This window comes from Chelatococcus sp. GCM10030263, assembly GCF_042666455.1.
GTDB lineage: Bacteria > Pseudomonadota > Alphaproteobacteria > Rhizobiales > Beijerinckiaceae > Chelatococcus.
The window spans coordinates 185,955-212,054 of record NZ_JBHTDB010000005.1 but is presented as its reverse complement, the minus strand read 5'-3'; the positions used below and the strand labels follow the sequence as shown (position 1 = coordinate 212,054).

Sequence of the window (26,100 nt, the reverse complement as noted above, 5' to 3'; positions counted from 1 at the left end):
CCGCCGCCTCTGTCGACGTTGTGGAACACGCCATGTTCAAGCGCCTGTCAATTCTTGAGAAAAGGCCAGGCGACGATCAGGCCTTCTTTTCCCGATATTGGCAGGAACGGCACGGACCACTGGTAGCCCGCCTCCCCTTGATCCGGACCTATGTTCAGAACCATGTCGAAGAGCAGTACGAGCCCACTTCGTTTCGCGTCGGCGGCATTGTCGAACTTCAATTCGACGATGCGGCAGCTATGGACGAGGCATTCACAGCCGACGCTTCGCAAGCCGTCATAGCGGACGAGGCGAATTTTCTAGGAGACGCGGCCGGTTACGTCATCGGCGACTCCCCGGTCCGCATGGCCGGAGAGTTGGGCAAACTTGTTGTTCTTCTTGCCCATGGCGGCGACCAGACCGGAGTAAAGCATTTCGAAGCCGCGCTGCGCCGACTGCCTGGCTTCATCCAACTCATTCGCGATGATGTCGTCTCGACGATCACGCGCCGCGGCTCGGCGCGCCCTGGCCAGCGGGTCGACAACTTTTTCCACCTCTATTTCAGCGATGTGGCCTATGCACGCCGCGCCGGACCACAGGTCGCCGAACTGGCCTGGGGCTCGTTCAAGCTCGGCGTCTTCCAGATGCGGACGGTGCGGATCGTATAGCGGCGGCAACAGCTGCCGGATTCCGGCCGCTCCTAGCGAAACCGAGTCTCAGGACAAAGGGATATGGCATGAAAGCTCTTGTAGTAGGCGCGAGCCGCGGAATCGGCGCAGCCATCGCCTTGCGTCTTACCCAGGACGGCTTGGCCAGATCCGGCACCGTCCAGATTGCCATCACCGCACGCGCGACGTCCGGGGCACTGACCGATATCGCCGCGCAGATCACCGCACTTGGGGGCCAGCCTCACGTCATCACCGGGGACATGGGTGATCCCGCGGTGCCCGCCCGGATTGCCGCCGAGGCAGCTGACGCATGCGGCGGGCTTGACCTCGTCGTGGCCAATGCCGGCATCACCTCTCCCGGCCCTCTTGCGTCTCTACCCATCGAAAACTGGGAACGTCTCTTCGCGGTCAACACTCGCGGCCCCTGGCTGCTCGCTCAATCGGTCTATGAAGCTCTGCGCTCCAGCAAAGGCAGCTTCGTAGCCATCGCTTCGATGTCCGGCATGTTCCCCCATCCCTGGATGGGTGCCTATTCATCGACAAAGGCCGCCTTGATCATGTTGTGTCAGCAGCTTGCCCAGGAATGGGGCCCGGATGGGATTCGCGTCAACGCCGTCTGCCCCGGGATGATTCGCACGCCAATGACCGAGCCGATCTACGCCGATCCAGCCATAGCGCGGCGGCGCGACGAGATCGTGCCGCTGAAGCGCGTCGGACAGCCAGACGATATCGCGCGGGTCGTCTCGTTCCTCGGCAGCGAGGACGCCCGCTATGTCACCGGCGAAGCGATCCGCGCCGATGGGGGCTTCTCCTCCTCGATCCTGTCCTATGTGCCGGGGCTGGCAAAGTCCCGATAACGACGCCCGGAATGCCCGACCCGCCGGGTGCGGCAAACGCCCTCATCCCGCTGGAGGCATGGGGGTATACAGGATTGTCTTGGAGTGGAATTTTATTCCAGTATAATGTTCTGAAATAATCGGAGGACATCATGGCGCGCGCAAGGATCGGGATAATCGGGCTCGGGGTGATCGGAAAATCTCATCTTGCCGTGCTGCAGGAGACAGAGAATGCCGAGGTCGTCGCAGTCGCCGATCCGACGCAGGCCGCGCGCGACCATGCCGCCGGCCGCGCCGTCAAGACCTATGACGATTATCGCGCAATGATCGAGGCCGATCGCCTCGATGGCGTCGTCGTCGCGACACCCAACGATCAGCACGTCCCCGTCGCACTCGACTGCATCGCCCATGACATCGCGGTCCTCGTCGAGAAGCCGATCGCGGAGAGCGTCGAGGCCGCACGCCGGCTCTGCGAAGCCGCCGAGGCCAAGAACGTCCCGATTCTGGTCGGCCATCATCGCCGGCACAATCCGGCGGTCAGAGCGGTGCGCAAGGCCGTGGCGGACGGCATCATCGGCAAGCCGGCCATTGCGACCGTGATCTACACGCAGCTCAAGCCGGAGAGCTATTTCAACCTCGGTTGGCGCCGCGACAAGGCGAGCGGGGGACCGATCCTCATCAACCTCATCCACGAGATCGACCTGATCCGCTACGTCTTCGGCGAGATCGACAGCCTGCAGGCGCTAAGTTCATCGGCGGTTCGCGGCTTCCCGGTCGAGGACACGGCGGCCGTGCTGCTGCGCTTCCGCAACGGTGCACTCGGCACGATCAGCCTTTCCGACACGGCGGCCTCGCCGTTCAGCTGGGACCTGGCCTCGGGCGAGTTCGACCAGATGGCGGGGACCACCGGCAAGCTGCAGCGCCAGAAGGTGTCCTCGCACGTCTTCTCCGGCTCGGAAGGGTCTTTGACCCTGCCCGATGCCCGGCATTTCGGCTATCGCGGCGATACCGAGCCGGGCTGGCTCAGCGACTTGAACGAGGACAGGCTCGCCCTCGCCTCGGAGAGTGCCTATCACCGTCAAGCTCGGCATTTCGCGAGCGTCTCGCTACGCGAGGAGGAGCCCGTCATCAATGGCCGCGACGGCCTGCGCACGCTGGAGGCGACGCTTGCCGTCAGGACGGCATCGGAAAGCGGCAGCACCGTCCAGCTCCCCGCCTGATCGCGCAGACCCAGGAACCGGTCATGGCCTTGAACAAATTCATGAGCGCGGAAGATGCCGTCACGCTCATCCGCGACGGCGACACCATCGGCCTCGTCGGCGGCGGCGGGGGCCTGATGGAGGCATCCTGCCTGTTCACCGCGGTTGAGAAACGCTTTCTCGAAACCGGTCACCCGCGTGACCTGACGGCGGTGCATTCCCTCGGCATCGGCGACCGCAAGACGCGCGGCATGAACTGCTTTGCCCACAAGGGCATGGTGCGCAAGGTGATCGGGGGGCATTGGCCCTGGTCGCCTCGCATGCAGCAGATGGCGCGCAACAACGAAATCGAGGCCTATGTGCTGCCCGGCGGCGTCGTCATGCAGCTCTACCGCGAAATCGCAGCCAAGCGCCCGGGGCTCATGACCCATGTCGGGCTCGGCACCTTCGTCGACCCGAGCCGCGAAGGCGGGCGGATGAACGAGGCCGCCAAGGAAGAGCTGGTCGAACGCATCAGGGTCGATGGGCGCGACTATCTCCGCTACAAGCCGTTCCCGGTTAACGTCGCTATCATCCGCGGCTCCTTCGCTGACGCTCACGGCAATGTCAGCCTTGATCAGGAGGCCGCCAATATTGACATCTATGCCGTGGCGCTGGCAGCGCATAATTGCGGCGGCAAGGTCATCGTGCAGGTTCGTACCGCCGTCGATGTCGGCACATTGCCGGCCCGGTCGGTGCGCATTCCCGGCGCGATCGTCGATGCGGTCGTGGTCGATCCCGAACAGCGCATGGGCTACGAGACCGTCTACGACCCGCTGATGTCGGGCGAGCGCCGCGGCCCTGCCCTGGTGCATCCGCCACAGCCGATAACCGTCCGGCAGGTGATTGCGCGGCGCGCGGCGCAGGAGCTCACCGACGGCGCGGTGCTTAACTACGGCTTCGGCATTCCGGACGCCGTGGCGCGGCTCGTCGAACTGCGTGGCGATGGCGAGCGCTACTATCAGACTATCGAGCACGGCACCTATGGCGGCGAGCTTCTGGTCGGCACGCTTTTCGGTTTCGCTCGCAACGCCTCAGCGATGATCGACGGCCCGTCGCAGTTCGACTTCTACTCGGGCGGCGGGCTCGACCTCGCCTTTCTAGGCTTCGGCGAGCTCGACCGTGACGGCAACGTCAATGTCTCGAAGCTCGGCGGTGTGCCCGTCGGCCCAGGCGGCTTCATCGACATCGCCCAGAACGCTCGCAAGGTCGTGTTTTGCGGCACCTTCGATACGAAGGGCACAGAGGTCGCGATCGGGGACGGCAGGATCGCGATCAACCGCCAGGGCGAGGTGCTGAAGCTCGTATCCGCCGTCGAGCAGATCACCTTCTCCGGCGAACAGTCGCGCATCGCCGGGCAGGAGGTGATCTACGTCACCGAGCGCGCCGTCTTCCGCCTCGGCGAAGCCGGACTCGTCCTGACCGACATCGCCCCTGGCGTCGACATTCGCCGCGACATCCTCGAGCGCATCGCCTTCACGCCGCTGATCCCCAGCGAGCCCAGAATCTATTCGGCCGACTGCTTCGGCTGACACCTGCCGGACGGAACGACGGAGAACCACATGTCAGCTCCAGCCCCGCTCGCGGGCATGAGGGTGGTCGACTATAGCCACTTTCTCGCCGGCCCCTATCTCTCGCGCTGCCTCGCGGGCATGGGCGCCGACGTCATCAAGGTCGAGCGGCCGACCGGCGGCGATGCCGGGCGCCACCATCCCTATTTCGTCGGCGACCAGAGCGGTTTTTTCCTCCAGCAGAACATGGGCAAGCGCGGCATCTGCGTCGACGTCAAGAAGCCCGCCGGGATGGAATTCGTCCGCGAGCTGGTTTCCGAGGCCGATGTCTTCGTCGAGAACTACCGCCCGGGCGCACTGGCCCGCCTCGGCCTCGGCTATCACGCCCTCGCCCGCCTCAATCCCCGGCTGGTCTATTGCTCACTCTCGGCCTATGGGCATACGGGCCCGCGATCGGCCAAGGCCGGCTTCGGGCTGATCGCGGAGGCGATGTCGGGCGCGATGGCGCAGCTCGGCATTCCCGGCGAGCCGCCGCCGCTGCTGCGCATCCCGATCGCCGACATGTATGCCGGCATTCATGGTGTGGCCGCAGTCTGCGCGGCTCTTCTCAGACGGGCCACATCCGGCAAGGGTCAGCATATCGACCTAGCCCTCTACGACTGCATGGTCTCGATGCACGACTATGCGATCCAGTGCTTCACCTTGAGCGGCGGCGCTGTCCTGCCGCAGCAGGTCGGCTACGATCTTCCGGATTCGACCGTCTACGGCGTCTTTCCTGCAAAGGATGGCTATTTGGTCGTCGCCGCGCAGGTGGACGATGCCTGGCGGCGTCTCGCCCGGCTTATCGGCGGCGAGGAACTCGCGGCCGATACGCGCTTCCACACGGCAGCCGGACGCAACGCCCATCGCGAGGAGGCACTGCGCCGCGTCAAAGAATGGACCTCGGCGCAAGCCTCCGTCACAGCCTGCATCGCCGCGCTCGAAGCCATCGACGTGCCTTGCGCCCCCGTCCAGCGCATCGACGAAATGCTGGCCGATCCCCAGATCACGGCGCGCGGCATGATGATCGAGCAAGAGCACCCGACGCTCGGGCCGATCAGGCTGCCGAACCTGCCTTTCCATTTCTCGAACTATCGGCCGGAGCCGATGCGGGTCGCGCCGGGGCTCGGCGAGCACAACGCCGAGATCGCGGCCGAACTCGGCTATTCGTCGACGGAAATCGCGGCGATGACGCGCGAGGGCGTGCTCTATCAGGCCGAGCCGGCGCAATCCGAACAGGCAAAAGCTGCACAGGGAGGAACATCATGAGCCAATTCTACGTCACCATCGGCCAAAAGGCGCAGTTTGCGAAGACGGTCTCGGAAAGCGACGTTTATCTCTTCGCCGGTATCACCGGCGATCTGGCACCCAACCACGTCAACAAGGCCTACATGGAAAAGTCCAGCTATGGGCGCCTGCAGGCCCATGGCGCACTGATCATAGGCTACATGTCGGCCGCCTCTAGCATGGTGACCGCCAAGGCCCGCGACGGGGACGAGACGCCGGTGTCCCTGGGCTACGACCGGATCAGGATCGTCGGACCGGTCTTCTTCGGCGACACCGTCACGGTCGACTACGAGATCGATACGATTGATGCCGCGCGCAGACGTGCCACCGGCGCGATCCGGGTCACCAATCAAGACGGCGCCCTCGTCGCTGTCGCGACCCACATCCTGAAATGGGTGCCCAACACGAAACATTGACCCGCGTGGGGCGGCGTGGGGGTGGCGTCGGCGCGTCCGCCCCCTCGCCCCTTCTCATAGTCCCGCGCTGTCGAGACGTCCCGGCTCGGCCTGTAGCCATGCTGCGTAGGCGCCGATGCCCCGCCGCAAATCGAAGCGGGTGCGAAAACCCGTATCGGCGATGAAGCGGCTACCGTCCATCGGCCCGCGAATGGGTGTGTAGGTACTCCAAGGCATAGCACCGGGGCCGATCGCGATGACCGCACCGGGAACCGCGGACTTGACAGCCTCGGCCACCTCGAAGACGGCGTAGTTGTGCAGCGGAGCGAGGTGATAGATGGCGTGGTTGAGCCGGGGCGCATCGACCGCCGCGATCAGCCCCTCGACAACATCGTCGATGTAGGTGAAGCCGGCCGAAAAATTGCCGCCACTGGCGTCGTTGCGCTCGACGCCGCGCAGGGCATCGATCAGAATTGGCGGGATCGGGCCGCGCGCGAAGGTATAGTTCACGACCGGCGGCCCGTAGATCCAAGAGATCCGGACGGTCGCGGCATCGACACCGAATTGCGCCCGGAAAGCCCTGACCATAATCTCACCGCAGGCTTTTGTCGTCCCGTAGAGGCCGTCGGCATCCGGAGGCAAATCCTCCATGATCGGCATCGCGGGATCGACGTTCTTGAAGACACTCCCCGTGCTTCCATAGATCATGCGGCGCCATTCGTGGCGGCGGGCGACGTCCAGCAGGTTCACGACGGCACCGACATTGGCCTGGAAGGCCGCCACGGGATCGGGCCGGCAATACATCTCGTTCGCCATCGCGGCGAGGTGGATACAGGAGTCCACACCATGCTCCCGGCACAGACGCTCCACCGCCTGCAAGTCGGTGAGGTCACATGCAACCCAGGTTGCATGGGCGCCTAGCGCGTCCGCGTCGGCCTGGCGGAAAGTTCTGTGATACTGCGCGATTACGGGACGCGACCGGGCGAGATTGCGCACGATCTCATAGCCGACATGCCCCATCGCGCCTGTAACCAGCAATGTCATAGCTGCTTCACCCCTCTGTCCATTGAAATGGCAACGGCGGGTCTCCACCCGGCAAACTTGAGGGACACCAGGCCCCCGGCTACAATGAGCGCTGCCCCGAGCACGCTGAGGAGGTCCGGTACCTCGCCGAAGACGAGGCATCCGAGCAGCGTGGCGGTCAGGAGTTGCGCATAGGAGTAAGGGGCGATGCGCGATGCACCGGCCCGCACATAGGCTGCGATCATGCACGCCTGACCCACGGCCTGACAAAGTCCGGACGAAGCGAGAAACAGCCATTGCCCGCGAGTCGGAGTCTGCCAGATGAAGGGCAGCGCGAGCGTCGACAGCAGCAGCGCTACGAGCATCGTGTAGACGAGGATCGACCGCGGCGAAGCCAATTGTGCTACAAACCGGGTCATCACCTGAGCGATGGCCGTGAAGATTCCGCCCATCGCGGGGATCAGCAGTACCCAGGAGAAGCCGTTGCCAAAGGGGCGCATGATGATCACGACCCCCAGAAAGCCGAGCGCGACGGCCAACCAGCCCCACCGGTTGACCGCCTCTCCCAGGACCAGGCGCCCGAGCGCCATGCTAATCAGCGGCGCCACGAACAAGATGGTCGTCACCTGCGCCAAGGGCACATAGGCCATTGAGGCGATGACGCAGACGCCGCCCAAGAACGGAAAGACCGAGCGCAGCAGCAAGAGACGCACCGGCACATCGAGAAGCACGGACCGCCAGTGTCGCGGTCGAACGAGAGGGAGCATCACGATGGCAAAAGCGAGGCTGCGTCCCCAGAGCGCCATGCCGGCGTTGCTTTCGGCCACGACCAGCTTCGAGGCGGCATCCCCAACGGCGAAGAGACTGAACGCCGCGACGGCGAGGCCGAGCGCGACGAGCCCGGTATCCGCCTGGAGAGGATGCCTCGGCGCCTGGTTCACCGGGTGCGCGCCACCGCTATGCCGGCCACGCGCTCCAGATCGCGAACGAGCTCCGTCTGATCGGCTTGTGCCGGAATGCCGTCTGCGATGGCACGCTCGAACATTGCTGCCACTGCCCGGGTCATCGCCACCGGTGCACCAAGCCGGTCGGCTTCTGCGATCGCCGCCCCCATGTCCTTGAGGATGACCGCCATCGGCGAGCCGAAATCGAAGCGCCGCGTCAGCACGTTCTGCGGAATGACGGTCAGCGACGCATCGTTCTTGCCGGTGCCGTTGTTTATCACCTCCAACATCGCCTCCGGGTCGAGCCCGGCCTTGGCGCCAAAAACAAGCGCCTCGGCGGCGATGGCGAAGTTGACGGCCGACATCACGTTGTTGACGAGCTTCATCACCTGCGCCCGGCCAGCCACTTCGCCGAACCGGACGACCCGGCTGCTGTAGCAGCGGAGGATGGGCTCGACCTCGGTCACAGCATCATCCGGCCCCGACAGCATCACGGTCAGCGTACCAGCGGCAGCGCGGATACGTCCGCCCGTCATCGGCGCATCGACAACGGCGATCCCCTTTCCGGCAAGGCCGCTTTCCATCTTGGTGACCAGAGCCGGGCCGGTCGTGCTCGTCACCGCGCAGATGCGGGCCGCACTTCCGGCCACAATTCCGTCGGCTCCGAGGATCACGTCGTCATGTGCCGGCAGGCTGGCAAGGCAGACCATGACGATCTCAGCGTGATCGGCAACCTCCCGGGCAGACCGGGCGAGCCGCGCGCTGCCCGCAAACCGATGCAAGGCCGGCTCGCTGACGTCGTGCACGACGAGCTTATATCCCGCCTCTCGGATGCGCCGTGCCATCGGCGCCCCGATCGCCCCGAGCCCGATGAAGCCGATCGTCGGCGCTGGAGCGTCCATGGCCAGCGCCCGCTCAATAAAGGCCAGGTGTCGCGCCGCCGTCGACGGCGATCGCTACGCCCTGGATATGACGAGCCTCCTCACCACACAGGAACAACGTCAGCGCGGCGATGTCCTCCGGCCGCCCCAGCCGCTGCAGCCCTTCCCTGGCGATCAATTCTTGGCGGATTTCCGCAGAACTCTTTCCGGCAGCTCTTGCGCGCTGCTCGAATAACTGTTCAACCCTCTCCGTCTCGGTCATACCAGGATAGATGGCGTTTACGTTTACGCCGGCGCGCTTGCCGAGCCCGGCAAGACCCTTGGTGAAATTCGCCATGGCCGCATTGACCGAGCCGCCGATCAGGAAGCCGGGATCAGGTGTCCGCGCGGCACCGCCGATGATGTTGACGACGTGCCCGTGCCGCTCCGCCAGCACGGGCCAGAACAGCCGGCATAGCCGAACGCAAGCAAAGAACTTGAGATCGAAGCCATCCTGCCAGTCGTTATCCGGCAGCGCCAGGAAATCGCCAGCCTTCGTCGCGCCCGCCGAATTGACCAGAATGTCGCAGCCGCTATATCGGGTCATCACCTCTTCGAACACCGCCCGACATCCGACCTCGGCGCGCAGATCGGCCGCGATCGTCGCCGGCCGCCGGCCCACCTTCGCTGCAACCGCTGCAGCGGCGGCGGCGAGGGTCTGTTCGGACGATGCGGCGAGAACAACCTCGGCGCCGGCAGAAGCGAAAGCCTGTCCGATGCCGAAGCCGATCCCCCGGCTTCCACCGGACACCAGAACGACTTTTCCCGCGAATTGCTTTGTCATGCCGCACTCCTCAGACAAGCGTCACACGCAATCTGCCGAGATCGCCGAAGCGGGCATCGAAGGGCTGCCCTTGCCGAAGCCGGAGCGGCACGCAGAGCGAACCGGTCGATAGATAATCGCCCGCCGAGAGCGCGATTCCGCGGCTGAGCAGCCCGTTTATCATCTCGGCGAGCACGGCGACGACATCGCCGCGCTGGCCACCGCGATAAAGCTCGACGGGCTCGCCCGGCATGCCGGCCTCGATCGGCAGGGCGTCCAGATCAAGCCCCTGCCAGTTGACGATATCCTCACCGAATACGAAGGCACCGCCGCTGCCATTGTCGGCGATCGCCAACATAGTCTTGGCATCGGTGCTCCTGATGTGGAGCCGGCTGCCAGCGATCTCTATTCCCGGAACGAGGTTCACGGCGACGGCCGCCTCGTCCAGCGTATAGGGTGTGTTGCGCGCCGGAAGAGTGTGTTTGAGGCGGAAAGCGTATTCAAGCTCGGCGTTATAGTCTGCGTAGATTGCGTACGGCAGCTCGACCGCGCCGATGAAAATGCGGTTGCGCATGATCCGGCCGGGAATGGGACCGTCATGCCCTTCGGCGATCTGCACGGCCCGCAGCGCCGCGCCGATCTTCCAGCCACCGACATCTGCTCCTAAGAGCTCCGCCATCCTGTCCTGAACCCAATAAGCCTCGCTGCGATCGCGGGGGCGGCCAGACCCCGCCGGCTCGGGCACACGCCGACCAGAGTTCCAGGCATCCGCCAACGCTACGGCGAGGCTCTCAAGTTCGGCACGCATGAAACCGGACCTCCCAGAAGCAGTGTCGTCTGCCATTTTGCTTTTGTGGATTCAATAATCGGAATTATATTCCACTTTTATGATAGCTGAGAAGTGGCGAAATCGCGCGGCAGGGTTGCGCCCAGTGCCTGCCGATGGCATCGCCGATGGCGGATGTGAACGGCTGAACGTCTGACCCTGTTGATCCGGCCTGTTCAGTTGAGCTGCTGCGCGAGCCGGCGCAGATCCTCGGCCGTGGTCGTGGGCAGATCGAAAATTCCAAGTAGGCAGAATCCGCTCGAACACTATTCCAAAGCGATAAGTCTTCTACTGAGGTCAGCTTCCGGTTTGCTCCTTGAAAAGTAGAATTGGGCCCCAGCTGAAGCCACGCCAGCCGATCCGAGCGTTTCGCCAACAAGCCAGTCGACGAAGCCGGCAACCAGCTTTCCGGCATTCCCCTGACGTGGGATAATCGCGACATAGCCCGTCCGCGGACCCCGGATGTTCGGCAACGGCGCCATCAGCCTTCCTCTGGCAATGTCGATGTCCCTTCGCGGCTTGGTCGGCCAACTCTATCGCGAAGACAATGCGCACAAGGTCAGACGAGGTCAGGCGGGCCGTATCGGGCAAGGCCTCGATACCGGCGGCATCACCTACGGCTACGCGGCCGTATCCAGCCATCCCGGCAAGCGCGTCATCGTCGAAGCGGAAGCTGAAATCGTGCGCCGGATCGTTCGGGAGTCCGTCGCTGGGCGCACACCTCGTCACATCGCGCACGATCTGAGCGGAGATCGTGTGCCGCCTCCGCGCGGGCGCGCTTGGAATGCCTCCACGATCAACGGCAATACGCAACGACGAAGCGGGCTCCTTCAGAACGAGCTATACGCCGGTCTGCGGGTCGTGGGCGGCGTTCCCGAGACCTATACGCATCTCGCATTGCATTACCTCGCCGATGCCGATGCGCTGGCCTCGCCCGCGCGCAAGAAAGCGCATGAGACGGCGTGGCGTGCACGCCTTTCCAAGGAACCCTGGTTCAAGGGAACCTATACGATATTCGAGCGGATCGGGCAGCGGCAGCTTGCAACGACGTGAGAAAAGGGGTGAGGCAGGCAGCTCACTGCTGCCAGGGCGACCTTCACCGAGAAGCTCGCCAGGTGGTGCTCCGCAGCAATCCCGTCGCATCGTCGAAGATTAAAACGAGGCGGCATGTAAGATGAGCTCGTTCTTGCCGAGCTCGATGCACCTATTGCCGGGTTAGCCCCTGTTGATCTCGGGCAGATCGAAATCGCGCCAACCCGGGACTTCCGAAACATCGGGGAACTCCACGCCGAACGGTTTGGTCGCATCGATACCGACGGAGGACGAGAAGCCGCCATCGGTGGAAGGATCGAGGGGGCCTGCAGCCGTGCGATCGACGACAAAGACATCCTCACGCGGTTTGACGCGGAACGACTGCGCCCACTCGACCTCGGCGGCGTTTCGAATATCGATATCGGGATCGACGACGATGACCCATTTGGGATGGAGGTTCGACGCCATGGCGGCCAGAATCGCCTGTCTGGGCTCACCCTCGTAGCGCGGCTTCATGGCGATTACCACATAAACCTGCACGCCGCCGGAACTGTTGATCGAGATATCCGAGATTGTTGGAAACTGCGCCTGGAGCTGGCGTAGAATAGAGGTCTCGAACGGGATCTGCTTCAACACGTGGTTTTCGGTGATCGGCTTTCCGGTCAGTAGACCCTGAAAGATTGCATCTTTGCGATGCGTGATTGCCGTGATCCTGGCCACGGGCTTGGGCGAGGCCGGCGTGTAGTAGCCGGTATACTCACCAAGGGGACCTTCCATCTTCTGATTTTTGGTATCGACCGTGAACTCGATGATGATTTCGGCGCGCGCCGGAACCTTCAGCCCGTTGCTGACGGCCTCGGCAAGCTCGACCGGCGCGCCACGCAAGCCCCCTGCAACGAACCAGTCGTTGGTCGTATCGCTCGATTGAACCTGGCAGGAAAACATGGTCATCGGATCGACGCCGATCACGACTGCACCATGTAGTTCTTTCCCCACCGCCGTTGCATATGCGATGTTCTTGCCGAAGCGATGGTTTGACGCCGAGAACAAGCCCATCTCCTTCGGACCGTGAATCTGGAACCGGTAATTGCCGATATCCGGAATGCCAGTCTCTGGATTTTCCGATACGACGATGCCGGCGGTAATATAGGGCCCGCCGTCCTTGGGGCTATAGACCGGTACCGGCAGCTTGGTAACGTCGATCGCATCGCCCGTCAGCACGATTTCCTGACAAGGCGGCGTTCCCTCGAAATCCACCGGGGCGATCTGGTTGTTGATACCCTGCAGCACCTTGTCGTGAATTGTCTGCTCGGTCGCGCCGAAAGCGATGAGCGCGCGCTTGCGCGTGCCATAGAGGCCCGCGACGAGCGGGAAGGCGGTCCCAGTATTCTTGAACATGAGGGCCGGCCCCTGCACCGCGCTTGTCTTGGCGAGAGCCTTGGCGATATCGTATTGTAAGGCAATGTGCCGGGTAACGTCGACGAGCTCCCCGGATTCCTTCAAAACCGTCAGAAAGGCACGCAGATCTTGGTAGAGCATGGTCCTCTGTCCTTCTAACCAGCGAGTTCGACGTTGATGCACCACTTTCACTTTGACTTGGCCAAGCAAGACGTCGAGGCGGCGGTGCGGGTCGGCTTGTCGGTTGGTCTGCCGCTATGGGCCATCTACGCCGTCGATCGGCTGGACCTTGCCGTCTACGCTGCCTTCGGCGCGCTCGCATCGCTCTACGGTCATAGCGAAGTGAAGCGCAGACGACTCGAAACGCAGATTGTCGCGTCGTTGGCACTGATCGCCACCATCGCGGTTGCTGCAGTCTTTGCCGCAGCGCATGGACCGGCGTGGCTGTTGGGCGTGCTGCTCGTTTTGACGGTGGTCGGCATCGGCAGTCTCGGCGCGATCTTGGGATGGACGCCGAGAGGCGAAATCTTCTTCGTGCTGGCGCTGCTCGTCATCACGGGACTGCCGACCAGGTGGGAAGCGGTGCCGGTTGCCGTGCTGGTGGGGGCCGGCGGCGCAGCCGTCTGCGTTCTTCTGACTCTCCTGAGCCGCGCCGATGCCGATGAGTCGCAATCGACCCCGGGCGGCTTGCGCGGCCGAGCGGCGGCGGGCGTCTTGGTGCTCGACGGCTACCAGCATGCCGTGGCCATCGGCGCGGCAGCGCTCGGTGCCCTTTCTGCCTGGTTGATCGCACTTCTCCTGGGAATAGGCCACCCCTTCTGGGCTCCCGTCACCGTGGCCGCCCTCATGCCAGCGCTGATGTCGCCCCAGGTCTATCAACGTATGCGATCCCTCATTGTGGGAACCATGGGCGGCGTCGCAACGGCGGCGGTCCTGTTCTCGTTCGAACCTTCGCACGCGACCTTGATCGGCCTCATCGTCTTCTGCCAGGCTGCCGCGGAACTCTTCGTGGCGAAGCGATACGGCCTCGCCCTGCTGTTCATCTGTCCCCTCGCCATCGGAATCAGCAACCTCAGCCGCGGCCTGCCTTGGCCGCCATTGCTCTTCGACCGGCTGGCCGAGGCGTGTCTCGGGACCGTGGTCGCCTTCCTTGTGACTGCGGCGGCACGCTCCGTCCTGGCGAAGTCGCCTAAAAAAGACGAGCCGCCCAACACCGGCTCTGCCCCCCTTGCTGCGTCGCCCGAGTGACCAATCCGGGCAGGGCGCCCGTGCTGTCGTCCTTGCAATGGACTGTGCCGATGAAGATGAACCGGCTCGTGAACTCGCAGCCATCAGCTTCGCGGCCTCACCCCGAAGTCTTGATATGGCGCGGGTCGGAATGGTTTGGCGGTTGCGGCTTCGCCTCCCAGGCGAAGGGGCTTTCCAAAAGCGTGTAGCGGTACCACGGCGGATCGTTCACGCGGCCGAGCTTGTGGCGCAGATTTCCAAAGGCTCTGTAGAGCAGAGGATAAGGCTGACCGTGGTAATGCTTGAGGATCTCATACCAGGCACGCGGCGCCGCAGCGATCAGCGCCTCCATGTCCTTCGTGAGGTCGTCCTCGCTCATGGCGACAACGTCGGCGGGCGGATCCCCGAGATCGGTCAAGGTGCTGCGCACGAACTCGTTGGGATTCCACTCCGGGCCCAGGGGCACGGTGCAGTCCATGCCGATTTTTGAGGCAATACCTAGGCTCGGGCTTTTTGGATCGACCGTCATGGTGTTGAGGCCGTCCAGGCGGACGGTGTCACGGTGGGGCATGTAGCGATAGGCCATCGCCGCCAGCACCGCCTGATCGTCCCAGATATCGACATCGGTATCGAATACCATGGCGATCTTGGGCAGCCCCTGCTTCGAGCAGGTGAGCATGATGCCGAGCGCCTGCTTCGCGTCACCTGCGCCGAGCGGGTTGATCTTGGCATAGGCGATATTCGACAGGCCACCCGCTGGGCAACGGACCTCGCGCACGTCGATGCCGCCGTTCTTGAGGCCATTGAAGAGATCGGCCTCGATAGCCGGCAGCTGCAGCATGTTGTCGGTATACCAAGGATGCAGGCCGCCGATGGTGCAGTGCTGGTAGATGCCGCCTTTCCGGTAAGTCATCGCCTTCACCTTGAGGCGATAATTGTGTTTGATGCCGCCGCCGTACATACCGGTGAACTCGCCGTAGGGTCCCTCGTCGTAAACGAGACCCTCCAGCGCCATCAGTTCGCATTCCAGCACGATCTCGGAATTGGCCGGCACCATCACGTCGATCGTCTCGCAGCGGATCATGCGCGCCGGCGCGCCGTAGAAGGAGCCCAGCACTTCGAAGTCGTCCGTGTCCGCGGTGACGCCGACCAGCGCAGCGATCTTGTCGAGCGTCGGGCCGCCAAGCACGATCGCCACTTCCAGGTTCTGTCCCTTGGCCGCCGCCGCCATCGCGTGAATGCGCTGGCGATGCGAGGTGCAGGTCATGTCGACCGACTTTTCGTTCTTCGACCGGAACATCGAGCGATAGATGCCCCAGTCGTAGACACCCGTGTCCGGATGTTTGCTGATGAAGAGATTGTCGTTGGTATAGGCGTGGCCGTCACGGTCGTGATGCAGGAAGAGCGGGAGCCGCGTGAGGTCAACGTCGTCACCCTTGAGGATCACCTCCTTGCAAGGCGCCGTCGTGACCGTTTCCCACCTCAGGCGCCCCTTGGCGCGCTCGACCATTTCGAGGCCGGTCCGCGTCTTGTCGCAGCCCATCGCCCAGGCGAACATGTCCTGGTTGGAATAGGCATTGGCGAGCACGGCGAACTCGCTGTCCTTCACCCTCTCAAAAAGAACGGCCCTGGTAGGGTTTGCCTCCATCAACTTCGGGATCTGGTCGACGCGAATCTCGCTGCTGATGCGCACGAGAAAGCCGGCCGCGTCCAGGGAGGTGACGAAGTCAGAAAGCGACTGCTGCATGGTATACGCCCCGTTCGTAGTTGAGTGTCAGGAGTAGGCGGGCGCAACCGTTCCCTTTTCAGCAAAGCCGCGCAGCTGGTGAAGCATCAATCCCCAGAGGCTGTTGCATTTGGCGAAATTGCCTTCCTGGTGCGGCCATCCGGAATGATCGAAGGCAAGATGTATGCGGCCGTGCGGATCTTTCCCGAGCTTGAAGGTCACCGTCGTGCCGACGGAGTCGCCCGGGCCCCGAATACATTTCCAGGCGACCGTATCCGCATCGTGTTTCGTGATTTCCCAGACGAAGCTCGGGCCGCCCTTATAGTTCAGCGACCATTTGGCACCAACATCGCCCCCGCCCGACGCTTCGGCCATCGTCCAGCCCTTCAGCCCATCGAGGGTGGTCAAGGCATTGTAGACGCTGTGATGATCCGCGTTGATATGAACCGCGTGACGTAGAGAATGACCTGACATGGTGCCCCTTCCCGAATATTCGCCCGTATGCCTGTCATAATACCGTCCCCCGTAGAATGAAACAGCCGTAAGGTTAATCTCAATAGTTTTTTTGTTAACGTTTAGCCGGCACGGCTGCACAACATTAGCCAAGAAGGGGAAGACGTCCGGAATGGTGCCCGCCGGCGGATTGTCGGGAGCTGTCGCCAATCTGTTATGGTTCTTCATGGTTGTGAGAGGCGCAGGCGGTGACATCCCGCGACAAGATATATGACCACGAAACATTATGGTGTCCCTGAGGGAATGGTCGGCAGCCGAAGAGGAGAGAGGATGTTTCCGCAAGAAGAGGGTTTGAAACCTTACGCGGTCGGGCTCTATCAGCGCGACGGTGTGCCCGCCGCCTGTCTGCTTCTTCAGGAGCGCGCTGGAGTGGACGTCAACGTCCTTCTCATGGCAGTTTGGATGGCGGCGTGCAAAGACCGAGCGCTTGACGAAGCGGATGCCCGGCGGGCACGGCTTCGGGTCGTGGATTGGCACCAGGAAGTCGTACGCCCGCTGCGCGCCGTCCGGCGGCGGTTGAAGCAAGGACCACACCCAGCCCCCTCCGACGAGACCCATCGCCTACGCGCGGAGCTCCAGAAGCTCGAGATCTCGGCCGAGTTGATCGAGCTCGATCAACTCGAGATGCTCGCCGAGGAGATGCCTGAGCGCGAGAGCGCTGGCACGCTCCGTGACAATGCTATGGCCGGTATGCTAGCGGTCGTTGCAGCATTTGCAAGTCGGCCGGCGGACGAGCAGGAGAGGGACGCCATGGGCACCATAGTTGCCGCTGCGACAGGACCCACCTCATGAAGCGCTTGATTATCGCCATAACTGGAGCCTCAGGCGCGATCTATGGTGTCCGCGCTCTTGAATTATTAAAAGACGTCAAAGATGTAGAGACACACTTGGTGCTGACCGCTTCGGGCGCCCGCACATTGGCCGAGGAGACTGGCCATCGGCCGGACGAGGTGCGGGCCTTGGCCGGCGAGGTCCATAATCATAAGGATATCGGCGCAGCAATTTCATCCGGCTCGTTCGTGACGGACGGAATGCTGGTGGCGCCGTGTTCCATCAAGACGCTGAGTGGCATTGCCCATTGCTACAACGATGAGCTGACGGTGCGCGCCGCCGACGTCTGCCTGAAGGAGCGCCGCCGCGTCGTTCTGCTGCTGCGGGAAACCCCGTTACACGCCGGGCACATTCAGCTGATGGCGCAAGCCACTCAGAACGGGGCGATCATCATGCCGCCGGTTCCCGCATTCTACCACGGCCGGCAGACGCTCGACGACGTCGTGACCCAGACGGTGGCCAGAGCCCTCGATCTTTTCGACATCCGGCTCGATGTGACGAAGCGTTGGAAGGAAAGCAGTAAACCGAAATATTCAGTCGTTCGAGCAGATCAATAGCCCCGGCCAGCATGGTGGGGTAATGAGCGGACGGAGCCAGGCGCTTGTGCATCATCTTACGACGCAATCGAGAAGATAATCCCGGCCGAGTATGTCGTCGGCCTCCTCCCAAGAAGCGGGTCCGCCATGAACAAAATCGCGCTTGAAGAACACTTCATCACGCCGGCACTCGAACCCCATATGCGGGCGGCGATGCCTGCGGTGCCTCCAGAGAATGCCCAGCATCTGATCGAGCTGATGCATGATTTCGGAGAACGGCGGCTAGCGGCGATGGATTCCGCCGGCATCGACATCGCCGTGCTGTCCATTTCCGGACCGGGAGTCCAGGCCGAGGCAGACGCGCGGCTTGCGGTGAAGCTCGCTCGCGACGCCAATGACCACCTCGCGGCCGCTATTCAAAAGCAGCCGACCCGATATCGGGGCTTCGCCCATCTGCCCATGCAAGACGTGCCCGAAGCGGCTGCCGAGTTGGAACGATGCGTCACCGAATTGGGTTTTGTCGGCTGCATGGTCAATGGCCATACCGGCGGCATCTATCTGGACGATCGGAGGTATGATCCTTTCTGGGAAAGAATGGAGGCACTCGATACACCGCTTTACCTCCATCCCACCGATTCCGTGGTGATGCCCCACGTTCTGCAAGACTGCCCGGAGCTGGTCAAGCCGACATGGGAGTGGAATTTCGAGACTTCATCTCATTTCCTACGGCTTCTGTTCTCGGGCGTCTTCGACCGTTATCCGAAGCTGAAGATCATTGTCGGCCATATGGGCGAGACGATGCCGTATCATTTGTGGCGCTTCGATAGCCGTGCTGCGTTGATCGACCGAAAGCGACCGCTGAAGGAGGCGCCTTCCTTTTACCTGAGGCGGAACATGTTCGTGACGACGTCCGGCCAGTGCGACAACGTTCCTTTGCTCGCTGCGCTCTCCGCTCTCGGAAACGACCGCGTGCTGTTCTCCGTGGACTATCCGTACGAGGACTCCGCCGTTGCCGGCAGATTCCTCGATGCGGCCCCCATTGACGATGCGATCCGCGCGAAGGTTTCGCGCCTCAACGCCATCGAGGTCATGAACATCGAACAGTGAGAGCGGCGACGGGCGGCCTCACTATCCACGCTCGCTGGCCGGTGGAAAGTGCCATTTGCCGTTGCGGATCGGTAGGAAACTGCCGTTGTCGTCTCCCACCTCTTCGGCGATGCGATCGTTCAGCTTGGTGTTCATGGACATGATCAAGTCGCCGTTGGCCTTGGGGTTCAACGCAAGATTGTTGGTCTCGTCGGGGTCGTTTTGGAGGTCGTAGAGTTCGAGGTCGTTCTTCGCGGTCAGATCCTCGTAGGTGTCGGGCGTGTTGAAGCCGATGGGAGGGTAATAGCGGCTGAAGCGGTAGCGTCCGTCAAAGACGCTGCGAATGCTGCAGCGGTTGTTGAAATTGGGTTCGTTCTTCTGCAGCTCCACAAGCTTGTCGGCCAGCGGGATCTTCTTGTTCTTCATATAGATGTCGAAATGAGTGGCCCATTTCGCGTCCTGATAGGACAACATATCGTAGCAGAACAGGGCTGCCGGGCGCAGCGTCTCGGCTGTGGCCTTCGCCGGGTCCGTCAGGAGCGGCGAGAAGTCCCGCCCGGGCAGGCCCGCGCTCGCCTTCTTCAGCGCCTCGGGATCGGCGCCTGTCAAGGCGAGCAGGGTCGGCGTCAGATCGATCTGAGACGTCACGGCATTGCAGCTGATCCCACCCGGATAGGCGGGATGGACGATCATCAAGGGCAGATGATTCTGCTGCCGGTAGGTGCAGTTGCCTTTGCCGCGCATCTGATGATGGCCGCCCAACTCGCCGTGGTCCGCGGTGAACACGATGATGGTGTTCTGATCCAGCCCGTTGACCTTCAACGATTCGAGCACGCGGTAGACTTGCAGGTCGCAGTCGCGGATGCAGTTGAAGTAATAGTTCTGCAGTACCCTCCAGCGGCGATCTTCGTCCGGCCATTGGCCCACCAGAACGTCCATCACCTCTTGGTAGATCTTATGGGCCTTGGGACGGCCCGGAGCGCTCCACGCTTGGGTGCGCGTGTTGGGCAGTGGAACTTCATCCCATGTCGCCTTGTAGAGATCATTGGCGGGCGGGCGGGCGATGGGCATCGCCGTCAGCTTGCCCTGCACGGTTTGACCCGGCAGGTCGGAATCGACGTACATCACGTCGTGCGGATTGACGAAATTCACCGCCAGATACCAGGGCTTGCCCTGTTGCGCGAGCTCCTGTCCCTTGGTGCGGAACCATCGGGTTACGAACGCCGTCGTGGTGTCATCATAATTATAACCTCCGAGCGTGGTGTCATTGATATCGCCAACGCCGAAGAAATCGTCGAATCCATAGCTCTCTATGATCTTGCGATATTCGAGGAAGGGCGCGTCGATCGCCTCGGTCACCTGGTCGAGGTTGACGCTGAGATGCCACTTACCCTGATAAGAAGCGTGATAGCCGAGTTGAGCCATGCGATGACCGATGGTCTTTACCTCGGTAGACATGTCCCGCTGCCAGAGGGCGTTGGCGTTGTCAAAAACTCCGGTGTGGGGAATGTGCAGGCCGGTGTAGAGCGTCGAGCGCGCCGGGGAGCAAACGCACGAAGCGCCCTGGTGATTGTTGAAGGTGGTGCCGTTTTTCTTGATCCACTCGCGGCCCGGAACGGGAAATGGCCAGCTTTCGAAGAAATGCTCCTGGTCCACGAGAATGAAGAGGATGTTGTAGCCGCCCGGAGGCGCATCGGGTGCCTTGATGGGAGAGGGCACGACCGCGCCTTCGGCCCGCGCCCGTTCCGGCAGCAGGCTTGCGCCCAGAAGGGTGGCGCCCGATGCAAAGAGATCACGCCGCGACGGCGTCGGCCGCTGCCCAGTTGGCTTACCCATTGTTCCGAGTCTCCTGGATTCGATGGAGGAAGCTGCAGCTTCACGATAGTTTCAGTCGGGTGCGTTGAATAGATAGCGAACGGAATTACAGCTTATTAAAGTTATTGGAACAAGGGCGCGAGGCGACGGCGTGAGCCATCCCCTCGACAATGAGCGCGTGTCGACTTGCTTGCCCACGGAAAGCAGATCGTCGAGCCGCCCTCGATCCATCCCGACATCGGTCGGCCGTAACAGTGGCCGGCCACGCGCGAGAAGTTGTCGCCTTACTTTCGGGTTGCCCGGTTGGCTTCGGCCGGGTTGGGCTGGCGTATGTCACGCTCCGAACCCCAAGCGGAGTATCCTCAACAGTCTCTAGAGGCTGTTATCCCTATCATTCGTCGTTGAGACCGCGTCGGAATGTCTGCTTTGGGGCGCAGAGCTGCCGTTCGCAATCTAGAGTGTGGCCGTCGCTCTCGAACCGTCATGGCTGACGCATCGGCGCGGTTCTAACCTGAACCAGCATGAGCCCATCAGCCGAGATATCGCACGGCTAAGCCGACGTTATGCCGCGGTGCCTGACGACCGCTGATTTATCCCCGGAAGAGCGCGCAGCATCTGTACATATTCAGGCAATCTCAGATGACCTGGTTGCGCAGTTCGTCCCCGTTCCGCAAGCGCTGAAGGTTGTCCAGCAGCAAGTCGATCACCTCTGTCTCGTGATTTTGCCGTTCGCCAGCTGAGTGCGGCGTGATTACGACATTCTCGAAGGCCCATAGCGGCGCCGACGCCGGCAGCGGTTCGTCCACGAAGCAGTCCAGGGCCGCGCCCGCGATCGCCCGGCGTGCCAGCGCCTCCGTCAGCGCGGCCTGATCGACGCAGGCCCCCCTGGAAATGTTGACGAATACGGCCGATTGCTTCATCAACCCGAACTCCCGCGCACCCATCAGGTTTCGCGTTTCCGGCGTAAGCGGACACGCAAGCACGACAAAGTCCGGCTCGGGAAGAACGCTGTGAAGCTGCGCGGGCGGTACGATGCGCATCTGCGTCTCCGAGGGGGTGGGTGGCCGGCGACGAACGCCAACGACGTTCATCCCCAACCATCGCGCGCTTTGCGCGATCCGCATCCCGATCACGCCAAGCCCGACAACCAGCAGCAGCTTGCCTTTCAATTCGCTTTCGCGTTGCGCCCTCAACGTAATCATTCCGCGCCATTCGGCGCGCCTCTGGCGGTCTCTGGCCAGATGCAGCTGTCGCGTGAAGGTCAGGATCAATGCAAGCGCGTGTTCGCTGACGGCGTTGGCATTGAGGCCGCTTGCATGGCTGAGTTTGATGCCGGCCGCCTTTAACCGAGCCAGATCGAACTGGTCGTACCCCGCTCCGGGCGACTGAACCCATTTCAGCTTCGGCGCCTTCGCGAGAATGTCGCTGGTCCAGAGACTGGACACTACGAGAATGTCGGTCTCCGCCATCTTCGGCAACGCCTCCGCGAACGAGCGCGATTGAACGCACCGCAGGCCCGCCTGCCGCGCTGAAAGCTCCGCGGCAAAGTCGTAGGCGGGATGCAGGAAGTGGATGAGATCATCCGCGTTTGTCATGTGTCCGGCCGTTCGCGCCGAGTTGTGGCTGCGGCGTTCTCGCTTCGGATCGCCGCCGCGTTAATGAACACCGTTATCTGTTCGACGCCACCCGCTCGGCCATGACGCACAGCAATTCGAACATCAGGTTTGCCGCCGTTACCGCGGTGATGCCGGTGGGGTCGTAACACGGCGCCACCTCGGAGATGTCCGCGCCCACCAGATCCACACCGCGTATGGAGCGGATGATCATCTGGCAGTCTCGTGGGGTCAGGCCGCCGATTTCCGGAACGGGTGTCCCGGGGCAGAAGCTCGGGTCAAGACCATCGATGTCTATGGTCATGTAAGTCCGCCCGGTGCCGAGCACGTCGCGGATCGTCTCGATCACCTTCGCCCGGCCCATCTCCTCGTATTCGTCGAACGTGATGACGGTGAATCCGGCCTCGTATCCGAAGGCGATGTCATCTTCGCTGAAGCGCGAGCCGCGCAGGCCGATCTGGACGACGCGCTTCGGATCGATCAGGCCTTCTTCCAGGGCCCGCCGCATGAAGGTCGCGTGATTAACCTTGGTGCCAAACAATTCGTCCAGCGTGTCGGAATGGCTGTCAATCTGCAGGATTCCCACCGGCTCCGCGCGCGCGAGTCCGCGCAGGATTGGGGTCGGTATCGTATGATCGCCGCCGACCGATATCGGTCGGATGCCGAGCGACAGCATGTTTACGAAGAACTGCTCAATCTGCTTGACGCTCTTGTCCAGATTGATCGGATTGACCGGCGCATCTCCGAGATCGGCGACGTTGCACAACTTGTACGGCTGGACGCCCGACGTCGGATGAATCCGCCGGATCACGCGGCTTGCCTGCCGCACGGCGCCCGGCGCCTCGCGGGGTCCGCCCCGGAAATTGAGGCCGAGATCGAATGGCACCCCGACAAGGCCGATATCGATGTCCTTGCTCATGTCCGCGCGCTTGGTCCTCAGGAACGTGGCGACATCGGAGAACCGCGGAAATTCGGACGCGTCGACGGGTTCATAGAGTCCGTTGCTCATGATGTTCTCTCTTGCTCTTCGTATGTTTTGTCGAGGTGGAGGACCGCCTGAAGGAGCACATTCGCGCCACGTTCGGCGTCTTCGGGAGTAATGCTCTCGGCGGCATTGTGGCTGATGCCGTCCTTGCACGGTGTGAAGATCATCGCGGTCGGGCACACGCGTGCGACATAAACGGCATCGTGGCCGGCGCCGCTGACGATGTCGCCGGCGGAGTAGCCGCACACCTCGGCGGCCTGACGCACGGCGGAGACGCAATCGGCGTCGAATGCGATTGCAGGCGACGACCACGTTTCGCTGCAGGTTATAGCGTAGCCATGGGCACGCTCGACCTCCAGCGCCGTCCGTAGCACCGACAGCATCTTGAGCAGCTGGTTATTGTCCGGGTGCCGCAGGTCGATCAGAAACGACAGCTCGCGCGGGATCACGCTGTGAGAACCCGGCTGCAGCGTCATCGCACCGACGGTGCAACGCGCATCCCGGGTGGAACGCGCATATTTTTCACAGGCAACGAATATCCGGCTGAAGGCAGAGATCGGATCCAGCCTTGTCTCCATGGGCGTGGTGCCGGCGTGCGCTTCGGTGCCGAGAATGGTAATGGCGTAGCAGCGCATGTCCTGCGCGCCGGTCACGATCCCGACGGATGTGTTGAGGGCTTCGAGAAGCGGTCCTTGCTCGATGTGAAGTTCGAGATAGGCGCGGAACTTGCGCAGGCCGACGGGTTCGGATCCCTCGTAGCCGATAGCGCGCAACGCCTCGATGAAGCCGGTGCCGTCGCGGTCCGTCCATCGTTTGGCGTCGCCTAGCGGAAAGACGCCCGCATAGATGCCGCTCCCGGCCATAGAGGGCGAGAAACGACTTCCTTCTTCGGCCGTCCAGTTGATGACAGTCAGGGGGTGCGCGAGCCGGATGTCGGCGTCCCGGAGCGTCCTTGCGATTTCAAGTCCGGCCAGCACGCCCAGGACACCGTCGAATTTTCCGCCGCAAGGCTGCGTGTCGAGATGACTGCCGCAGGCGATCGGCAGCCTGCGCGCGTCCGTGCCTGCGCGCGTTGCGAACATGTTGCCGAGCTGGTCGACCACGACGTCCAGTCCTGTCGCGCGGCACCACGCGCCGAACAGGTCGCGGCCATCCCGGTCCGCTACCGTCAGCGCTTCCCGGCAAATGCCGCCATTGTCGAGCGCGCCGATCCGGGCATGCGTCATCAGTGACGACCAGAGTCTGTCGCCGTTGATGCGAAGGTCGTGCCGCGCTGTCATGCACGGCGCCCATGTTCGTCGTCGGCCACATCAAGGCCGAAGTCTAGCGCGGAGAGGATTGCCTCGAGCTCGGATTCGGAAATCGTGAAGGCCGGTGCAAGGAAGAGTGAGATTTGCTCGCTGCTCGTTCCAATCAGTGCTCCGGCTTCCAGGGCCCTGTTCGACACGCGGGAGGCGATCGGCACCTCGATCGAGTTGTTCTCCCAGGTTCGCCAGTCGGGGCCGTGGAGTTCAACCGTCCAGTGCAGGCCGTTGCCGTCGACCCGGGCGACCGACGGATGCTTGCGGGCAATCTCGATCAGGCGCCGTGACATGATATCCTCGAGGCTCTTCACCCGGTCGATCAGCCTGTCGCGCTTGAGAACCTTCAGGAACGTGCGGACGCAGGACATCGCAAGCGGATGCCCGCGCAGCGTCGAATAGGTTTGCCAGCTTTTGTCCTTCAAATGCTCAACGATGTCCTGGGAGAGCACCACCGCGCCGATGGGGGATGCACCTCCCGCCAGTCCCTTGCCGAGCGTGACGATGTCCGGACGGCTGCTGGCGCCCTGAAACGCGAACATGCGTCCGACGCGGCCGGCGCCGGTGACGACTTCGTCGGCGATCCACAGCGAGCCCGCGTTGCGTGCGGCCTCCGCGACGCGATCCTGATAGGCCGCGTCGTAATAGATCCCGCCCTGCGTGTAGTCGATAATCGTCGCCGCGACACCTTCAAGGATCTGCTCGGCATTCGCCAACCGTTCGCCGAGGGGCTGGTTCGACGAGGCCCGGCCGTATTTCGCTCCCAAGGGTTCTGGAAGCTGCCGGATATCGAACGGGTTCGGAACCGGACGCGACTTTCCGTTCTGAACGGAGAGTCCGCCGTGCCATTGCGGCTGAACCGTCAGGTGCTGCGATAGGCCGGACATGCCGTGATACGCGCGTATGCGCGTCGCGAGCGGGGTCCGGCCGGTGAGGACCTGGGAGAGCGAGCACGCCATGTCGTTCGCCTCGCTGCCGGACAGAAAGAACCTCACGCCGCCGGCCCAGCCTTCGCCATCGAATGCGATGTCGATCAGGTCGTCGGCTGCCTTCTCGCGCACCGACCACACCCATCCTTCATTGATCACGGGGTTCTCGGCAGCCTTACGTACGGCCTCGACGATGTCCGGGTGGCGGTGTCCGAGAGGCCCGCCGGTATTTGAGGCGTCGAGGACGCGCCGCCCGTCCTCGAGATGGAAATAGACGCCTTCACCGCCGACTACGCGGATGTCGCTGGCTTTCCCGGCATTCAGGCCGGTGTGTATCAACGCGCTCATGAGGCCTCCGGAGCTTGTCTCGGCAAACTTGCGGCGGGGTCGCGTCGCCGCGGTTGCCGGCCCGGCGGAGTGCTTTCCGTATCGCAAGGCGCCCGGTCGAAAGGCCGCCAAGCCTGCCGTACTTCCATTCCTGCCGTACTTCCATTTTTTCGATTTGTATTCCATTTTTCGAGAATTGCAAGAAGCGGCGGCGCGAGTGCGAAAGATCGATTTCAGGCCTATAATTTCGCCGCTACTGCATGTTTCCGCTGCTTGACATCGGCGGCGCGCAGGATCTACGATAAATTCCGGAATGAATTCCCGTAAAGCGGAAAACGCGAACCTTCGAGAG

24 protein-coding genes are annotated in these 26,100 nt (G+C 62.7%); 11 read left to right on the top strand and 13 right to left on the bottom strand.

Features of this window, described 5'->3' with window-relative positions; genetic code table 11:
- Positions 1 to 32: 32 nt before the first annotated feature.
- From ACFQU1_RS11350 to ACFQU1_RS11325, 6 genes are all read left to right on the top strand, one after another.
- On the top strand, positions 33 to 647 hold the full coding sequence (locus tag ACFQU1_RS11350; protein WP_378132478.1) for an EthD family reductase: 615 nt from the start codon (positions 33 to 35) through the stop codon (positions 645 to 647).
- A gap of 68 nt (positions 648 to 715) precedes the next feature.
- Entirely contained in the window at positions 716 to 1,504 is a 789-nt protein-coding gene (locus ACFQU1_RS11345; protein WP_378132476.1) for an SDR family NAD(P)-dependent oxidoreductase, read from the top strand.
- 131 nt (positions 1,505 to 1,635) lie between these two features.
- Positions 1,636 to 2,703 (top strand): Gfo/Idh/MocA family protein, encoded by a 1,068-nt coding sequence (locus tag ACFQU1_RS11340; RefSeq protein ID WP_378132474.1) that lies wholly within the window; start codon positions 1,636 to 1,638, stop codon positions 2,701 to 2,703.
- Between the two features lie 23 nt (positions 2,704 to 2,726).
- Entirely contained in the window at positions 2,727 to 4,253 is a 1,527-nt protein-coding gene (locus ACFQU1_RS11335; RefSeq protein ID WP_378132471.1) for an acyl CoA:acetate/3-ketoacid CoA transferase, read from the top strand.
- A gap of 30 nt (positions 4,254 to 4,283) precedes the next feature.
- Positions 4,284 to 5,540, top strand: coding sequence for a CaiB/BaiF CoA transferase family protein (locus ACFQU1_RS11330; RefSeq protein ID WP_378132469.1), 1,257 nt, complete (start codon positions 4,284 to 4,286; stop codon positions 5,538 to 5,540).
- Positions 5,537 to 5,974 carry a MaoC family dehydratase gene (locus tag ACFQU1_RS11325; protein WP_378132467.1) on the top strand — a complete coding sequence of 146 codons (438 nt, stop codon included), beginning with the start codon at positions 5,537 to 5,539 and terminating at the stop codon, positions 5,972 to 5,974. The genes ACFQU1_RS11330 and ACFQU1_RS11325 overlap by 4 nt, the downstream gene beginning before the upstream one ends.
- Before the next feature lie 54 nt (positions 5,975 to 6,028).
- On the opposite strand, the gene ACFQU1_RS11320 is transcribed toward ACFQU1_RS11325, so the two are convergent.
- Genes ACFQU1_RS11320 through ACFQU1_RS11300 form a run of 5 tightly spaced genes read right to left on the bottom strand, consistent with a single transcriptional unit; the run spans position 6,029 to position 10,411 of the window.
- A complete protein-coding gene (locus ACFQU1_RS11320) occupies positions 6,029 to 6,997 on the bottom strand; it encodes an NAD-dependent epimerase/dehydratase family protein (RefSeq protein ID WP_378132465.1) in 969 nt (322 codons plus the stop codon).
- Entirely contained in the window at positions 6,994 to 7,917 is a 924-nt protein-coding gene (locus ACFQU1_RS11315) for a DMT family transporter (RefSeq protein WP_378132463.1), read from the bottom strand. Before ACFQU1_RS11315 ends, ACFQU1_RS11320 begins: the two co-directional genes overlap by 4 nt.
- Positions 7,914 to 8,822: an NAD(P)-dependent oxidoreductase gene (locus ACFQU1_RS11310; protein ID WP_378132461.1), complete on the bottom strand. Its 909-nt coding sequence runs from the start codon at positions 8,820 to 8,822 to the stop codon at positions 7,914 to 7,916. The genes ACFQU1_RS11315 and ACFQU1_RS11310 overlap by 4 nt, the downstream gene beginning before the upstream one ends.
- A gap of 13 nt (positions 8,823 to 8,835) precedes the next feature.
- On the bottom strand, positions 8,836 to 9,624 hold the full coding sequence (locus tag ACFQU1_RS11305; protein WP_378132459.1) for an SDR family oxidoreductase: 789 nt from the start codon (positions 9,622 to 9,624) through the stop codon (positions 8,836 to 8,838).
- 10 nt (positions 9,625 to 9,634) lie between these two features.
- Positions 9,635 to 10,411, bottom strand: coding sequence for a 2-keto-4-pentenoate hydratase (locus ACFQU1_RS11300; protein ID WP_378132457.1), 777 nt, complete (start codon positions 10,409 to 10,411; stop codon positions 9,635 to 9,637).
- 480 nt (positions 10,412 to 10,891) lie between these two features.
- Between ACFQU1_RS11300 and ACFQU1_RS11295 the strand changes: the two genes are divergently transcribed.
- Positions 10,892 to 11,482: a recombinase family protein gene (locus tag ACFQU1_RS11295; protein ID WP_378132455.1), complete on the top strand. Its 591-nt coding sequence runs from the start codon at positions 10,892 to 10,894 to the stop codon at positions 11,480 to 11,482.
- Positions 11,483 to 11,644: 162 nt separating this feature from the next.
- On the opposite strand, the gene ACFQU1_RS11290 is transcribed toward ACFQU1_RS11295, so the two are convergent.
- Positions 11,645 to 13,051 (bottom strand): UbiD family decarboxylase, encoded by a 1,407-nt coding sequence (locus tag ACFQU1_RS11290; protein WP_378132453.1) that lies wholly within the window; start codon positions 13,049 to 13,051, stop codon positions 11,645 to 11,647.
- Between ACFQU1_RS11290 and ACFQU1_RS11285 the strand changes: the two genes are divergently transcribed.
- Positions 13,037 to 14,107 (top strand): FUSC family protein, encoded by a 1,071-nt coding sequence (locus tag ACFQU1_RS11285; protein WP_378132450.1) that lies wholly within the window; start codon positions 13,037 to 13,039, stop codon positions 14,105 to 14,107. The two genes, ACFQU1_RS11290 and ACFQU1_RS11285, sit on opposite strands and share 15 nt — an antisense overlap.
- Before the next feature lie 97 nt (positions 14,108 to 14,204).
- Here the strand turns inward: ACFQU1_RS11285 and ACFQU1_RS11280 are convergent, their stop codons facing one another.
- Positions 14,205 to 15,833 (bottom strand): UbiD family decarboxylase domain-containing protein, encoded by a 1,629-nt coding sequence (locus tag ACFQU1_RS11280; protein ID WP_378132448.1) that lies wholly within the window; start codon positions 15,831 to 15,833, stop codon positions 14,205 to 14,207.
- A 27-nt stretch (positions 15,834 to 15,860) separates the two neighbouring features.
- On the bottom strand, positions 15,861 to 16,286 hold the full coding sequence (locus tag ACFQU1_RS11275; protein ID WP_378134016.1) for an SRPBCC domain-containing protein: 426 nt from the start codon (positions 16,284 to 16,286) through the stop codon (positions 15,861 to 15,863).
- A 249-nt stretch (positions 16,287 to 16,535) separates the two neighbouring features.
- On the opposite strand from ACFQU1_RS11275, the gene ACFQU1_RS11270 reads away from it, so the two are divergent.
- From ACFQU1_RS11270 to ACFQU1_RS11260, 3 genes are all read left to right on the top strand, one after another.
- Positions 16,536 to 17,117: a TIGR02444 family protein gene (locus ACFQU1_RS11270; RefSeq protein ID WP_378132446.1), complete on the top strand. Its 582-nt coding sequence runs from the start codon at positions 16,536 to 16,538 to the stop codon at positions 17,115 to 17,117.
- A complete protein-coding gene (locus ACFQU1_RS11265) occupies positions 17,114 to 17,713 on the top strand; it encodes a UbiX family flavin prenyltransferase (protein WP_378132444.1) in 600 nt (199 codons plus the stop codon). The genes ACFQU1_RS11270 and ACFQU1_RS11265 overlap by 4 nt, the downstream gene beginning before the upstream one ends.
- Before the next feature lie 126 nt (positions 17,714 to 17,839).
- Positions 17,840 to 18,799, top strand: coding sequence for an amidohydrolase family protein (locus ACFQU1_RS11260; protein WP_378132442.1), 960 nt, complete (start codon positions 17,840 to 17,842; stop codon positions 18,797 to 18,799).
- Positions 18,800 to 18,820: 21 nt separating this feature from the next.
- Here the strand turns inward: ACFQU1_RS11260 and ACFQU1_RS11255 are convergent, their stop codons facing one another.
- From ACFQU1_RS11255 to ACFQU1_RS11235, 5 genes are all read right to left on the bottom strand, one after another.
- Positions 18,821 to 20,497, bottom strand: a complete 1,677-nt coding sequence (locus ACFQU1_RS11255) for a sulfatase-like hydrolase/transferase (RefSeq protein WP_378132440.1) — start codon at positions 20,495 to 20,497, stop codon at positions 18,821 to 18,823.
- Positions 20,498 to 21,228: 731 nt separating this feature from the next.
- Positions 21,229 to 22,188, bottom strand: a complete 960-nt coding sequence (locus ACFQU1_RS11250; protein ID WP_378132438.1) for a D-2-hydroxyacid dehydrogenase — start codon at positions 22,186 to 22,188, stop codon at positions 21,229 to 21,231.
- Between the two features lie 73 nt (positions 22,189 to 22,261).
- Positions 22,262 to 23,215 (bottom strand): agmatinase, encoded by a 954-nt coding sequence (gene speB, locus ACFQU1_RS11245; protein ID WP_378132436.1) that lies wholly within the window; start codon positions 23,213 to 23,215, stop codon positions 22,262 to 22,264.
- Entirely contained in the window at positions 23,212 to 24,471 is a 1,260-nt protein-coding gene (locus ACFQU1_RS11240) for a Zn-dependent hydrolase (protein WP_378132434.1), read from the bottom strand. Before ACFQU1_RS11240 ends, speB begins: the two co-directional genes overlap by 4 nt.
- On the bottom strand, positions 24,468 to 25,769 hold the full coding sequence (locus ACFQU1_RS11235; protein WP_378132432.1) for an aspartate aminotransferase family protein: 1,302 nt from the start codon (positions 25,767 to 25,769) through the stop codon (positions 24,468 to 24,470). The genes ACFQU1_RS11240 and ACFQU1_RS11235 overlap by 4 nt, the downstream gene beginning before the upstream one ends.
- Positions 25,770 to 26,100 lie beyond the last annotated feature (331 nt).

Coding starts and splice junctions, on each gene's coding strand:
- ACFQU1_RS11350 (WP_378132478.1), top strand. CDS start 33: ATGTTCAAGCGCCTGTCAATTCTTGAGAAAAGGCCAGGCGACGATCAG.
- ACFQU1_RS11345 (WP_378132476.1), top strand. CDS start 716: ATGAAAGCTCTTGTAGTAGGCGCGAGCCGCGGAATCGGCGCAGCCATC.
- ACFQU1_RS11340 (WP_378132474.1), top strand. CDS start 1,636: ATGGCGCGCGCAAGGATCGGGATAATCGGGCTCGGGGTGATCGGAAAA.
- ACFQU1_RS11335 (WP_378132471.1), top strand. CDS start 2,727: ATGGCCTTGAACAAATTCATGAGCGCGGAAGATGCCGTCACGCTCATC.
- ACFQU1_RS11330 (WP_378132469.1), top strand. CDS start 4,284: ATGTCAGCTCCAGCCCCGCTCGCGGGCATGAGGGTGGTCGACTATAGC.
- ACFQU1_RS11325 (WP_378132467.1), top strand. CDS start 5,537: ATGAGCCAATTCTACGTCACCATCGGCCAAAAGGCGCAGTTTGCGAAG.
- ACFQU1_RS11320 (WP_378132465.1), bottom strand. CDS start 6,997: ATGACATTGCTGGTTACAGGCGCGATGGGGCATGTCGGCTATGAGATC.
- ACFQU1_RS11310 (WP_378132461.1), bottom strand. CDS start 8,822: ATGGACGCTCCAGCGCCGACGATCGGCTTCATCGGGCTCGGGGCGATC.
- ACFQU1_RS11305 (WP_378132459.1), bottom strand. CDS start 9,624: ATGACAAAGCAATTCGCGGGAAAAGTCGTTCTGGTGTCCGGTGGAAGC.
- ACFQU1_RS11300 (WP_378132457.1), bottom strand. CDS start 10,411: ATGCGTGCCGAACTTGAGAGCCTCGCCGTAGCGTTGGCGGATGCCTGG.
- ACFQU1_RS11295 (WP_378132455.1), top strand. CDS start 10,892: ATGTTCGGCAACGGCGCCATCAGCCTTCCTCTGGCAATGTCGATGTCC.
- ACFQU1_RS11285 (WP_378132450.1), top strand. CDS start 13,037: ATGCACCACTTTCACTTTGACTTGGCCAAGCAAGACGTCGAGGCGGCG.
- ACFQU1_RS11280 (WP_378132448.1), bottom strand. CDS start 15,833: ATGCAGCAGTCGCTTTCTGACTTCGTCACCTCCCTGGACGCGGCCGGC.
- ACFQU1_RS11275 (WP_378134016.1), bottom strand. CDS start 16,286: ATGTCAGGTCATTCTCTACGTCACGCGGTTCATATCAACGCGGATCAT.
- ACFQU1_RS11270 (WP_378132446.1), top strand. CDS start 16,536: ATGACCACGAAACATTATGGTGTCCCTGAGGGAATGGTCGGCAGCCGA.
- ACFQU1_RS11265 (WP_378132444.1), top strand. CDS start 17,114: ATGAAGCGCTTGATTATCGCCATAACTGGAGCCTCAGGCGCGATCTAT.
- ACFQU1_RS11260 (WP_378132442.1), top strand. CDS start 17,840: ATGAACAAAATCGCGCTTGAAGAACACTTCATCACGCCGGCACTCGAA.
- ACFQU1_RS11250 (WP_378132438.1), bottom strand. CDS start 22,188: ATGACAAACGCGGATGATCTCATCCACTTCCTGCATCCCGCCTACGAC.
- speB (WP_378132436.1), bottom strand. CDS start 23,215: ATGAGCAACGGACTCTATGAACCCGTCGACGCGTCCGAATTTCCGCGG.
- ACFQU1_RS11240 (WP_378132434.1), bottom strand. CDS start 24,471: ATGACAGCGCGGCACGACCTTCGCATCAACGGCGACAGACTCTGGTCG.
- ACFQU1_RS11235 (WP_378132432.1), bottom strand. CDS start 25,769: ATGAGCGCGTTGATACACACCGGCCTGAATGCCGGGAAAGCCAGCGAC.